The following is a 12171-nucleotide window of genomic DNA, read 5'->3' on the forward strand; positions in this document are numbered from 1 at the left end:
GGCAGCGGAGTTTATCGGCTTTTTCAATCGATCGCCTGCAAGCACTCGGTAAAACGCTCAGCAAGAAAGCTCGCAGCCGGGCCCAGCGGTTCGTCACGGCGCCAAACCAGCTCCACCACCAAGGCCGGCGGGGTCCATTCACTGTCCAGTTCGACGATCTGCCCTACATAGGTAGGGTATTGCACCACATGCCGTGGCAACCACGCCCAACCGAGGCCACGAACCAGCCACTCGGCCAGCACGTAGAAGCTGTCGGCGCGCCACACCTGCGGGCTGGCCGCTTCGCTGCCGGGATAGACGCTGGTCTGGGTCGACATCAATAACTGACGAAACTGCGCCAAGCGCTGGCAATCGACGAACTTGTCGCTGGCCATCGGGTGCCCGACACCGCAGACCGTGACCATTTCCACGCTGCCGACCACCCGCCGCTCAAGCGCCTCGGGGATCTGGTCATGGTAGAACAACAACCCCAGGTCGGCCTTGCGCTCCACCAGTTTGCGTGCGACATCGCCCTGAGCCGTACTGGACAACTGCACTTCGAGACTCGGAAATTTCCCCGCCAACGCTTCAAGGCTGTCGAGCACCGGCTGATACAACATCGCTTCGTCCTGGGCCAGGCGCAGACTCGCTTCTTCGCCGCGCAGCAACGACAGGGCGCGGCCATTCAGGCGCTCGCACTGGCGCAATACTTCCCGGGCCTCCTCCAGCAGCACCGCGCCGGCTTCGGTCAGACGAGGCTGACGCCCGCTGCTGCGCTCGAAAAGACTGACCCCCAAATCCGCCTCCAGCAACGCAATGCCATTGCTGACCGCCGACTGCGCCTTGCGCTGGTGCCGGGCCACCGCCGAAAACGACCGCTGCTCGGCGACGCTGACAAACAGGCGCATCTGATCCAGGTTCCACTGCACGCTCATCGCCAAACCCATCTTCAATTCGGATAGGTAATGACTTTACCGCATCTGATAAGCCACTAAAATACCGACCTCATTTGTACGACACGCCGAGGATTTACCCATGAACGCCGCCTACTACTACTTGGCCATTGCCATCTGCTCGGAAGTGATCGCTACCGTTTCCATGAAGGCGATCAAGGGCTGGAGCACCCCGATTCCTCTGCTGCTGGTCATTGTCGGCTATGGCGTGGCCTTCTGGATGCTCACCCTGGTAGTGCGCACCGTACCGGTGGGCGTGGCTTATGCGGTATGGGCCGGGATGGGAATCGTCATGGTCAGCATCGCCGCGCTGTTTATCTACGGGCAGAAACTCGACGTGCCGGCGATGCTGGGGATGGGCTTGATTGTGCTCGGGGTGGTGGTGATTCAGCTGTTTTCGAAAACAGCAGGCCATTAAAAGCAGCTGCAAGCGACCAGAAAAAGCCATGCAGACCTCCTCTAACTTGACGCTTGAAGCTTGAAACTTGTAGCTGCGCGGTATACTGCCTGTTTTTAGCCGCCGAGGTCCGACGCCCATGCCATCCGTTATTTCCACCGACGTGCTGATCGTCGGCGCCGGGGTTGCCGGCCTCTGGCTCAATGCGCGCCTGCGCAGCCAGGGGTTTTCCACGATTGTGGTGGAAAGCGCCACCCTCGGTGGCGGACAAAGCGTGAAATCCCAGGGGATCATTCACGGCGGTGCGAAATACGCGTTGCACGGCGCCCTGACCGGCGCGTCCGAAGCCATTGCCGACATGCCCCGCCGCTGGCGTGAAGCCTTGGCCGGCGACGGCGAACTTGATCTGTCGGGCGTACGCCTGCTGTCCCAGGCCCACTATCTATGGTCGCCAGGCACCCTGGCCGGCAACCTCACCAGTTTTTTCGCCAGCAAGGCGGTGCGTGGCCGGGTCGATCAGGTCAAGGGCGACGATTTACCCATTGCCTTGCAAGATCGCCGCTTCAAGGGCAAGGTTTATCGCCTGGCTGAACTGGTGGTCGACGTGCCGAGCCTGATAGCGCGCCTGGCACACCTGGCCGGCGACGGGTTGCTGGCCGGGCAACAGATTGCACCCTTGCTGGAAGGCGGCGAGCTGGTCGGCTTGAAGGTCGACGACCGCGAGATCCGCGCCCAACGCATCGTGTTGAGTGCCGGCGGCGGTACGGCTGATGTACTGACAGCGCTGGGCCTGAGCCAGCCGACCATGCAAAAGCGTCCTCTGCACATGATCATTGCCAAGGGCCCCGGCCTCAAGCCGTTGTACGCCCATTGCCTGGGTGGCAGCACCAAGCCACGGCTCACCGTCACCACGCATCCGGCGGCCGATGGTAATTGGGTCTGGTATATCGGTGGAGATATCGCCGAAGCCGAAGGCGTGGCCCGCACCCCGGACGAACAGATTGCCACCGCGCAAAAAGAGCTTGCCCAGTTGTTGCCCTGGATCGACATGAACCAGACCCGTTGGGCCACTTTGCGCGTGGACCGCGCCGAGCCCCTGCAATCGGGCATGACACGCCCGGACAACGCCTTTCTCGCCGAACAGGGCCGCCTGCTGGCGGGCTGGCCGACCAAGCTGGCGCTGGCACCGGACTTCGCTGATCGGGTGATCAACGCCCTGGAACGCGACGGCATCAAGCCGCTGAACAACGATCCCCTTCCGGAACTGCCACGCCCGACCATCGCACAACCTGCGTGGGAGCAATTGTTGCCATGAGCCTGCCGACCCTGCACGAACTTCACCGTCCGCTGGGCAGCACCGGCCTGCTGGTATCGCCACTCGGCCTGGGAACCGTCAAGCTGGGACGCGACCAGGGCGTGAAATACCCCAACGGATTCCAGATCCCAGGTGATGAAGAGGCACGCATGCTGCTGCGCCAGGCCCGTGAGCTGGGGATCAACTTGATCGACACCGCACCCGCCTACGGCCGCAGCGAAGAGCGCCTCGGGCCGCTGCTGCGCGGCCAACGCAAGGATTGGGTGATCGTGAGCAAAGTCGGCGAAGAGTTCGCCGACGGCGTGTCCCTGCATGATTTCAGCGCCGCTCATACGCGGCTTTCGGTCGAGCGTAGCCTGCAGCGACTGGAAACGGACTTCATTGATCTGATGCTGGTGCATTCCGACGGCAACGACTTGCATATCCTGAACGATTGCGAGGTCTACCAGACCCTCGCGGACCTCAAGCGCGAGGGCAAGATTCGCGGCTTCGGCTTTTCCGGCAAGACCGTCGAGGGCGGTGTGAAGGCTCTGGAACAGGGCGATTGCGCGATGGTCACCTACAATCTGAACGAACAGGCCGAAAAAGCCGTGATTGATTATGCGGCGACCCATGGCAAAGGCATTCTGGTAAAAAAGGCCCTGGCCAGCGGTCATGTTTGCCTGGAGCCTGGAGTGGATCCAATTCACGCCAGTTTCATGATGTTGTTTGCGCAAACCGGCGTAGCCAGTGCTATTGTCGGGACCATCAATCCGCTGCACCTGGCCCATAACGTGGCGACCGCTGCCAAGGTCATTCGTCAACGCTGATGCCGCCGACGCGGCCGACCCCGACGCAGGAAGGAGCCGACATGCCGCGAACGCTCATAAGAAAAAATCCCAGCAACTTCAAGACTCTGCCGCTGTACGTCGAGGCCACCCCCGAAGGCCTGAGCTACCAGAGTGTGGGCATGCCGCTCAACTTCGCCCAGACCTTGCAACGCCGCAAACCGGTGGAAGTGGCAGATGCCGAACGCTTTTCGATGGAGCTGGCCAACCTCGGGGTCTCGGTGCGACTGACCCTGCATTGGCAGAATCGTGATTACTGGGTGCTGGTACGCCAGCGCCGACAGGACCGCGGCGACGTGGTGCTCAAGCTGATTTCCGGGTACGTGCCCGCCCATGAATTGAACCTGCCACTGCACACCGCGATCCAGGAAATTGCCGAAGAGTGCCTGCTGGAAACCCCGGAAGGCTGGCTTGGCGGCCGCTTCAACGACACCTGGCTACCGGCGCCCTATTCTAGCGCCCTGCATTACCGCGAGGCCCTGCCGTTTCGCCTGTCGCCCTTGTCCGGCGCGGCCCGCCCGGTGCGCTGCGCCAACATGCAGTTGATCGAACGCCCACAGGCCTATGTGCATCTGCCGACAGCATCGTTGCAGTTGATTTACGACTTGCGCCTGGAAGTGCCGAAAGAAGCCAAGTCGTTGAGCCTGTTTCATGTGGATGAACGCCTGGAAGGCGACCAACTGGTGGCACGCCTGGACCGCCAACGCCCGGACCTGTACCTGATGCCCCTCAAAGACGGCCAGCCTTGCGCCGAGCTGTATACGCTGAAGAAGGATCAACTGATACCGGCCAGCACCCGAGGATTGTTCCTGGCGGAGAGCTTCGCCCTGCAGGAAGGCTGGCTGGTGCGCGATGAACGGATCAGATGGAAGGACTGGCTGAGACAGCAGGGCTTGAGCGCGCCGGAGAAGGAATCGAAATTGAAACGACTGACCGGCAAGGCGCAACAGATTTTGCGCAAGATAGTGCCGAAGAAAAAAGCGAGTCGCTAAGACCTGCGGGAGCGAGCCAGCTCGTTCCCGCATGCCCTTCAACGATTGCGGATTTTTTCCACAATCGCCGTGGTCGAGCTGTTTTCCACCAACCCCAACACTTTGACCTTGCCACCGTAGGCGCTGACGATATTGCCGCCGACGACTTGGTCGACCGAGTAATCCCCGCCCTTGACCAGCACGTCCGGCTTGACGTGCGCCAGCAGGTTTTCCGGGGTCGCTTCGGCAAAACTGATCACCCAGTCCACCGCCCCCAGACCCGCCAGGACCGCCATACGTCGGTCGACACTGTTGATCGGGCGACCCGGCCCTTTCAGGCGACTGACCGACGCATCGTCATTGACCGCAACGATCAAGCGATCACCCTGGGCGCGCGCCTGCTCAAGGTAGGTCACGTGTCCCGCGTGCAGGATGTCGAAACAGCCATTGGTGAAGACAATGCTCTCGTTGTGCGCGCGTGCATCATCAATCGCCAGCAGCAGTTGCTCAAGGCTCAATACACCGCGCTCCGAACCTTCTTCACGCTGGATCGCCCGACGCAGTTCAGGGGCGCTGATGGCGGCCGTACCCAGCTTGCCGACCACGATGCCCGCCGCCAGATTGGCCAGGGCCACGGCGTGGGGCAACTCCTCGCCAGCCGCGATAGCGGCGGCCAGGGTGGAAATCACCGTGTCGCCGGCACCGGTGACGTCGAACACTTCACGTGCCCGCGCCGGCAAGTGCATGGCCGGATGATCAGGACGCAACAAGGTCATGCCGTGCTCGCCGCGGGTCACCAGCAGCGCACCGAGGTCGAGGTCTGCCATGAGACTCGCGCCCTTGGTCACCAGATCGTGCTCATCGGCGCAACCACCGACGATGGCTTCAAACTCACTGAGATTAGGCGTAATCAGGCTGGCCCCCCGATAGATCGAGAAGTCCTTGCCCTTGGGATCGGCCAGCACCGGAATGCCGCGGGCCTTGGCGGCCTGGATCAGCATCTGGTGATTTTTCAGCGCGCCTTTACCGTAGTCGGACAGGACCAGCACCTTGATGCCTTCCAGCAACTCATCGACCTGTTGGCTGAGGGCCAGGGCGTCAGTGGCGGAGGGTTCTTCAAAGTCGATACGCAGCAATTGCTGGTGACGACTCATGACTCGCAGCTTGACGGTGGTCGGTTGATGGGCAATGCGCTGGAACAATGCACGCACGCCGGCACCATGCAGGCTGTTGGCCAGACTGTCGGCGGCTTCATCGTCACCGGTCACCCCCACCAGGGAGGCAGGGGCGCCGAGGGCGGCAATATTGAGGGCAACGTTGGCAGCGCCGCCTGGACGGTCTTCGATTTGCTCGACCTTGACTACCGGTACCGGTGCCTCAGGGGAAATCCGTGAGGTACCGCCATGCCAGTAACGGTCGAGCATGACATCGCCGACCACCAAGACAGGGGCTTGATCGAATCGCGGCATGGACAACTTCATGGAGCAACCCACATACAAAATGAACAGGGGCGCGATATTAGCACAGGGTTGTCAAAGGCTTGTCGGGGTGTAGGAGAAGATGTTTCAGCGGGCACATACGTGAGAATCGTGACCACCCAATCGAGATCTTGAGCGTGATCGCTCGTAGATACAGGCTTGGAGCGCTTGGAGCATCGTTAACCCGTAGCAGCTGTCGAGCCTTGGCGAGGCTCGACAGCTGCTACGGGACACGCAATTTGCGCTTGCTGGGCGAGTTCCACGACGGTATCCACGCCCTGCGCTCGAGCCGTCAGGTGATGTTAGCCGTCACCGGCGCGTCCAGGCCCATGGCATGCAATCGCGCGTAGTAGCCGTTCAGCGCCAACAATTGGCCGTGGGTGCCCCGCTCGACAATCTGACCATCATCCATCACCAGAATCAGGTCGGCCTTTTCAATGGTCGACAGGCGATGAGCAATCACCAACGTGGTTCGACCTTGCATGACCTTGTCCAAGGCCGCCTGGATATGGCGCTCGGACTCGGTGTCGAGGGCCGAGGTCGCTTCGTCGAGAATCAACACCGGCGCATTCTTGAGCAAGGCCCGGGCGATTGCCAGGCGCTGGCGTTGGCCACCCGACAGCAACACACCGTTTTCACCGACCTGGGTATCAAACCCCTTGGGCAACTGGTCGATAAAGTCCTTGGCATAAGCATCCGCGGCAGCCGCTTCAACAGCTTCCCGAGGCGCGCCGGCCAGATCACCGTAGGCAATGTTGTTGGTCACGGTGTCGCTGAACAACGTCACATGCTGGGTCACCTGGGCGATGTGCTGGCGCAGGTTCAGCAGGCGATATTCTTCGATTTCCACGCCATCGAGCAGGATCTCGCCACTTTCATGATGGTAGAAGCGCGGAATCAACCCCGCCAGGGTCGACTTGCCGCTGCCCGAGCGCCCGACCAGGGCAACCATCTGCCCCGGCTCGGCGACAAAACTGATGTCCTTGAGGACATGGCGATCGGTGCCCGGATACGTGAAGTTCAGGTTGCGCACTTCCAGACGGCCATTCACCGCATCGCGCTCGACAGTGCCACGGTCGACTTCCACTTCTTCGTCCAACTGCTCGAAAATGCTCTCGGCACCGGCCACGCCTTTCTGGATGGTCGAACTGACTTCCGACAACTGCCGGATCGGCTTCGGCAACAGGCCAGCCAGGGTGATGTAGGCCACCATGTCACCGGCAGACGCATCGCCACGCAGATACAGCACCAGGAACATCAGCACCGCCATGGCGGTGTAGATCACCAACTGCAGCGCCGGCGTATAGATCGCCCCGGTGCGGGTCATGCGCAGTTGCTTGTTGGTATTGCTCAGGCTGGCCTTGAGGAAACGCTTCTGCTCGTAGACCTCGCCACCAAAGCTGCGTACCACGCGATAACCCTGGATAGTCTCCGAGGCCACGTGGGTAACGTCGCCCATGGCTACCTGGATTTTCTTGCTCTGTTTGCGGAATTTCTTGCTCGCCGTGCTGACCATCACTGCAATCAGCGGCAGGATAGCGATCATCACCAACGTCAGGCGCCAGTTCATGTACAACAGCGAGGCAAACAGGAAGATCACCGTCATGCCTTCGCGAATCACCACCTTGATCGCATCGGTTGCCGCCCCCGTGACCATGGTCACGTTGAAGGTAATGCGCGAGATCAGATGCCCGGAGTTGTGATTGTCGAAATAGCGATTGGGCAGGGTCAACAGATTGTTGAACAACTGCACCCGCAAGTCGTGGACCAGGCCCAGGGAGACCTTGGCCAACAGGTAGTTACCCAGGAATGAACCCAGACCTTGCCAGGCGGCGATCAGGATGATCAGCAGCGGCACAGCCTGCAGCAGCTGCAGGTCGCGCAGGTACGGCACGGTGGGGAACAACACCGCTTCAGGATTGGACAGGCCGTCGACAAAGTACTTGAGGATGTACCCCAGCATCGGCTGGGTCGAGGCGAAAATCAGAAAGCCGAGGATACTCAGTGCGAACAAGCCGGCATAAGGCTTAACGTAACTGAGCAGACGGAAGTATATTTTCAAGCTCGAAGGGCTTGCGCTCGGACTGGAGTCGGTCATATCACGCGGCGGTTTTGAAAAAGGAGGCTGACTTTAGCACAGCTTCTCTGTTGTACTTGCACCCGACATCCGCTGTGGGCGGTATGGCCTCGACATGAGATACTATTTAGCCACCACCTTAAGAGGGTCGGCTTTCTTTCTATTCTGGAATGGCTTTTCTGTATGCACTCCAAGCGCCTCACCTATGGCTCGAATCGCGTATTTGACTTCTTGTGCCTGTGGATTTTGCCTATTGGCTTGATCCTCCTCTTGAGTGCCCTGTTCTTTGTCAGCAATCGAAACATCCTGCACAAGTTCTACTACGGCCTGTTCAGCATCCCCACCTTGTTCTTGCTGTGCCTGCGCCCGACCGAGCTCAAGCAGGTTTTCCGTGAACCCCTGGCGATAGCCTTCACGCTGTTTTCGGTGTGGGCACTGTTCAGCCTGTTCTGGAGCCCGGAGCAACATCCGGACATCGACCTGTTCAAGCGGCCGCTGCACACCTTTATGTTGTTCGCCGGGTGTGGCTTGTTGCTGCATTACCGCAATGAGCTGTTTAAACCGATCTTCTTCAGTGCGGCGCTGATCGCGTTGATTGTCAGTGCACTCAATCTGATAGCGTTCATGCAGGGTTTCAGGCCCGGTATGCGCATGATCGGCGGTCATGGCGCCCTGGACAACCCGTTGCTCAGCTCGCACCTGTTTGGTTTTTTCAGTGTCTACTGGCTGTATATATGCGCCACCAGTAAACGCTTGCAAGTGCTGTGGCTCGCCGGCCCGGCGCTGGCAATCATGGTTGCAGCGGTATTGGCTACCGGTTCCAGAACGCCGTTGGTGGCCCTGGTGCTGGCCGTGCTCTGGCTCAGCTTTGTCACTCGTAATCGGCGATCGGCCCTGATGATTGGCGGACTCGTGCTAAGCACCCTGACCATCGCGCTGTTCTTCCCCGAACAAATCACCCAGCGCGGCTCTTCTTTCCGTTTTGAGCTGTGGGCCATGACACTGCAGCGGATCGCGGAACATCCCTGGATCGGTCACAGCTTTGATTCCGAGCTGTACCTGAAGCTCGCTTATGGTAAAGAGCTGCGCGAACCCCACAGTTTCGCCCTTGGGGTGATCTATTACGTCGGCATCATCGGCTTCATTCCGTGGATTTTCATGCTCGGCTGGGCCCTCTATACAAGCGTCAAGCAGCGCGCCCAACCCCTGTTCATCCTGGCGTCGAGCCTGCTGGCCTATGGCATCGGTGCGGGCCTGACCGAAGGTGGCGGCATTCTTTCGCGGCCCAAGGAACACTGGTTCTTGCTATGGATCCCCTTGGCGCTGGTCGCCGGCCTGAACATCGCCCAACGTCGTCGCAGCTTGTTACGCATGCCGGTGCAATCCCTCAAGCCCGAGGTTTTCGAGCAGCTGTGCAGCAACGCCCATGTGATTGAAGCCGATGGCCTGGGCCCAAAAGTCCTGCGCCTGGAAGATGGCAGTTTTCTGAAGATTTTCCGCCCACGGCGCTGGTACACCTCCGGCAGCTTCAATCCGTATTCCGAACGTTTTGCCAGCAATAGCGAGCGATTGCAGACGTTGGGGATTCCCAGCCCGGAGATCCTCGACCTGTATCGCCTGAAAGACGGCAGCAGCGTTGTCACTTATCAGCCGCTGCCGGGCCTGACTTTGCGCCAGGCCTTGCAAAGCCTGGACAGCAGCCTGCGCGAATCGCTGATCGAGCGTTTCGGTCGGTTCATGGCACAACTGCACGAACGCGGCGTGTACTTCCGCTCCCTGCACCTGGGCAACGTGCTGTTGATGGACGACGGCGAGTTCGGCCTGATTGACCTGGCCGACATGCGTATCCTGCCGTCCGCCCTGAGCAATAGCCTGCGCCAACGCAACCTGCGGCACATGCAGCGCTACCCGCAAGACCGCAGTTGGTTGTTCGAAGCGCATTTCGAGCAACTGGCCAAGGGCTACGCGTCGGTCGCCAGCCCCCGCGCCACGGCGAAGATCCGTGAACAGGTGCTGACCTTCGCACGGGCGGCCACCTGATAAAAAAGGCGACTATCACTGCGTGACAGTCGCCTTTTTCACTACGCCCCCAAGCCTGCGCACTCAGCTTCTGAGCGGCGCCAGGTATAAGCGCTGCAACCCGCGCAAGGTCTTGCGCCCCCAGAACTTCAACGGGATCTGCTTGAGGATCTCCCGCGCCAGCCCCCGGTCGCGGTCGGCGGTCTTGAGGAACATCGAGTTGAGGAAGTTGTAGCGCACCGCGTCATAGGACGGATGATCGCTGAACAGCGCATACGTCTTGAGGATGTTCTGGATCATGTAGCGATGGTTTTTGTACGTGTTGGTCGCGTGCTGGCGATAGCGCGCCATCACCACATTCAACACATCGATGGTGTAGCCGGCGTGGGTGATCTTCAGTTCGATCAGCAGGTCTTCCAGCGGGATCTGCGGGTCGAAGCCGCCGACTTCCTCCAACGTCTCACGGCGGATCATCAGGGTCGGCGCTGGCGGAAACGGCTTGCGGTCCAGGAACAGGTCATCAAAATCCAGACTGCGGAACGGCAGGTCGCGACGCTGTTTTTTTTCTGGATAAGGCTGGCCGTCACCATCGATCAGCTCGATGTTGCCGGCGCAGATACCGACCTTCGGCTTGTTTTCCATATAGGCGACCTGAGTCGCAATGCGCTCGGGCAGCATGATGTCGTCGGAACCGAAGGGCGCGATCAAACTGCCCTTGGCCCGGGCAATCGCCCCGTTAAGGGTGTTGGTCAGGCCCTGATTCTGCTGCACCTGGAAATCAAAAGCATGCTCGGCCTGCAAACGCTGGATGCGCTCGACGCTGTCGTCCTTGGAGCCATCATCGATCACCAGCAGCTCGATGTTCGGGTACGTTTGCTCCAGCACACTGAGGATGCTTTGCTCGATATACGGGCCATGGTTATAGGACGCGATGATCACCGTGACCAGCGGTTGTGGCTGACTCATGCTCTACCTACTTCGCGCAGACCGGTTTCAATCAGGTCCAGGTACTTTTTCCGAAACTCGTCCAGGGTGTGGTTTTCTTCCAGATAGCGGAACACTTGCTCGCCCTTGGCTCGCAATTGCTCGTCGCTCATGCCCAGATAAGTGTCCAGGGCCGCCGCCAGTTGCTCGACATTGCCCGGATCATGGGACAGACCGCCAGCCCCCTCCACCAACGGCAACATGGCCGGGCCGTTGGATGCGATTACCGGCAAATGCCCGCTCATGCCTTCCAGCAGCGCCAGACCCAGGCCTTCGAACAGCGAAGGCATGGTCCAGATATCGAAGCCGCGTACATACTGCATGCCGTCTTCACGAAAACCCAGCAGGTGCGCGCGACCGGTCAGGCCGAGGCGCTCGATGTCGGCACGCAGGTCAGCCTCGGCACGGCCGGACCCGATGATACCCACCTGGGCTTCGGGGTATTTGTCCTTGAGGGTGGCAAAGGCTTGCAGCAAATGCGTATGCCCCTTGATCGGTACCAGACGCCCCAGCGCCCCAATCATCCGCGCATCCAGCGGCAGGCCCAGCGCCTGGCGTGCTTCATCGCGCGGCAACTGCAACGCTTCGGCCTGCGGGATGTCGATCGCGTTGGTGACGTAGGTGGTGTTGTCACGGGTGAATCCGCAATTGAGGTCCACCAGGTAGTCCTTGACCGCCTCCGAGACCCCGACAAACCGCCACGCCGGGCTGACCCAGCGCTGGGTCTGACGCCGGCGATAGCCACGGGCGTACTCGCCAAAACCATGGGAGATGCCCACGCACAGCGGGATCTTCAGCCAGCGGTTAAGGGACAGCAGCATGTTCACCGACTTGAAGCGGTTACAGATGACCACATCGAATTTCTGCTCGCGGCAATACTTGTAGATCTGCCACATCGCGCCAAAACGGATGCCCTTGAGCGACTTCTCCGGCAGCTCGAAATAGTGCGAGTGTTCAGCCACGCTCAACGGCTGGCCAGGCAGCGGACGGCCACTGAGGAAGCCCGATGTCACCTCGAAACGCTCCACCGGCAACGATTTGACGATCTGCTCGCCCAAGTCGGCGAAGTCGTGTTTCTTGACGTTGTAGTCCGGCTGTAACTGCAAAACCTTGAACCGCGGCTTCATAACTCTCCATGCTGCAATCGGGCTGCGGGCACGCGGCCCGGCGA

General features: G+C 60.2%; 10 protein-coding genes. 5 read left to right on the plus strand and 5 right to left on the minus strand.

Annotated features, from left to right (window positions below; all coding sequences use genetic code 11):
* Window positions 1-23: 23 nt before the first annotated feature.
* Entirely contained in the window at window positions 24-914 is an 891-nt protein-coding gene (locus BLU75_RS20265) for a LysR family transcriptional regulator (protein WP_084379717.1), read from the minus strand.
* Window positions 915-1014: 100 nt separating this feature from the next.
* Between BLU75_RS20265 and BLU75_RS20270 the strand changes: the two genes are divergently transcribed.
* The 4 genes from BLU75_RS20270 (at window position 1015) to BLU75_RS20285 (ending at window position 4463) form a co-directional block, all read left to right on the plus strand.
* A complete protein-coding gene (locus tag BLU75_RS20270) occupies window positions 1015-1350 on the plus strand; it encodes a DMT family transporter (RefSeq protein WP_003188013.1) in 336 nt (111 codons plus the stop codon).
* Between the two features lie 118 nt (window positions 1351-1468).
* Window positions 1469-2644, plus strand: coding sequence for an NAD(P)/FAD-dependent oxidoreductase (locus BLU75_RS20275; RefSeq protein WP_084379681.1), 1176 nt, complete (start codon window positions 1469-1471; stop codon window positions 2642-2644).
* The gene (locus BLU75_RS20280; RefSeq protein ID WP_084379682.1) at window positions 2641-3453 is read left to right on the plus strand and encodes an aldo/keto reductase; all 813 of its coding nucleotides are present in this window, start codon (window positions 2641-2643) and stop codon (window positions 3451-3453) included. Before BLU75_RS20275 ends, BLU75_RS20280 begins: the two co-directional genes overlap by 4 nt.
* Before the next feature lie 41 nt (window positions 3454-3494).
* Window positions 3495-4463 carry a metal ABC transporter ATPase gene (locus BLU75_RS20285; RefSeq protein WP_084379683.1) on the plus strand — a complete coding sequence of 323 codons (969 nt, stop codon included), beginning with the start codon at window positions 3495-3497 and terminating at the stop codon, window positions 4461-4463.
* A gap of 38 nt (window positions 4464-4501) precedes the next feature.
* On the opposite strand, the gene hldE is transcribed toward BLU75_RS20285, so the two are convergent.
* Together hldE and msbA are read right to left on the minus strand one after the other, a co-directional pair.
* Window positions 4502-5923: a bifunctional D-glycero-beta-D-manno-heptose-7-phosphate kinase/D-glycero-beta-D-manno-heptose 1-phosphate adenylyltransferase HldE gene (gene hldE / locus BLU75_RS20290; RefSeq protein WP_165447469.1), complete on the minus strand. Its 1422-nt coding sequence runs from the start codon at window positions 5921-5923 to the stop codon at window positions 4502-4504.
* Window positions 5924-6212: 289 nt separating this feature from the next.
* Window positions 6213-8018, minus strand: a complete 1806-nt coding sequence (gene msbA, locus BLU75_RS20295) for a lipid A export permease/ATP-binding protein MsbA (RefSeq protein WP_084379685.1) — start codon at window positions 8016-8018, stop codon at window positions 6213-6215.
* A gap of 162 nt (window positions 8019-8180) precedes the next feature.
* Here msbA and BLU75_RS20300 point away from each other — a divergent pair, with 162 nt between their 5' ends.
* The gene (locus tag BLU75_RS20300) at window positions 8181-10037 is read left to right on the plus strand and encodes a bifunctional O-antigen ligase/aminoglycoside phosphotransferase family protein (protein WP_084379686.1); all 1857 of its coding nucleotides are present in this window, start codon (window positions 8181-8183) and stop codon (window positions 10035-10037) included.
* Window positions 10038-10100: 63 nt separating this feature from the next.
* Here BLU75_RS20300 and BLU75_RS20305 read toward each other — a convergent pair whose 3' ends face one another.
* Window positions 10101-10982 (minus strand): glycosyltransferase, encoded by an 882-nt coding sequence (locus BLU75_RS20305; RefSeq protein WP_084379687.1) that lies wholly within the window; start codon window positions 10980-10982, stop codon window positions 10101-10103.
* Complete coding sequence (locus BLU75_RS20310; protein ID WP_084379688.1) at window positions 10979-12127, minus strand: glycosyltransferase family 4 protein; 1149 nt, start codon at window positions 12125-12127, stop codon at window positions 10979-10981. The genes BLU75_RS20305 and BLU75_RS20310 overlap by 4 nt, the downstream gene beginning before the upstream one ends.
* Between the last annotated feature and the right edge of the window lie 44 nt (window positions 12128-12171).

Origin of the sequence: Pseudomonas mucidolens (assembly GCF_900106045.1) — a bacterium.
GTDB lineage: Bacteria > Pseudomonadota > Gammaproteobacteria > Pseudomonadales > Pseudomonadaceae > Aquipseudomonas > Aquipseudomonas mucidolens.

Bases quoted from the DNA above. Each gene is read 5' to 3' on its own strand.
- BLU75_RS20275 (WP_084379681.1), top strand. From the start codon at position 1,469: ATGCCATCCGTTATTTCCACCGACGTGCTGATCGTCGGCGCCGGGGTT.
- BLU75_RS20305 (WP_084379687.1), bottom strand. From the start codon at position 10,982: ATGAGTCAGCCACAACCGCTGGTCACGGTGATCATCGCGTCCTATAAC.
- BLU75_RS20270 (WP_003188013.1), top strand. From the start codon at position 1,015: ATGAACGCCGCCTACTACTACTTGGCCATTGCCATCTGCTCGGAAGTG.
- BLU75_RS20300 (WP_084379686.1), top strand. From the start codon at position 8,181: ATGCACTCCAAGCGCCTCACCTATGGCTCGAATCGCGTATTTGACTTC.
- hldE (WP_165447469.1), bottom strand. From the start codon at position 5,923: ATGAAGTTGTCCATGCCGCGATTCGATCAAGCCCCTGTCTTGGTGGTC.
- BLU75_RS20310 (WP_084379688.1), bottom strand. From the start codon at position 12,127: ATGAAGCCGCGGTTCAAGGTTTTGCAGTTACAGCCGGACTACAACGTC.
- BLU75_RS20285 (WP_084379683.1), top strand. From the start codon at position 3,495: ATGCCGCGAACGCTCATAAGAAAAAATCCCAGCAACTTCAAGACTCTG.
- BLU75_RS20280 (WP_084379682.1), top strand. From the start codon at position 2,641: ATGAGCCTGCCGACCCTGCACGAACTTCACCGTCCGCTGGGCAGCACC.
- msbA (WP_084379685.1), bottom strand. From the start codon at position 8,018: ATGACCGACTCCAGTCCGAGCGCAAGCCCTTCGAGCTTGAAAATATAC.
- BLU75_RS20265 (WP_084379717.1), bottom strand. From the start codon at position 914: ATGAGCGTGCAGTGGAACCTGGATCAGATGCGCCTGTTTGTCAGCGTC.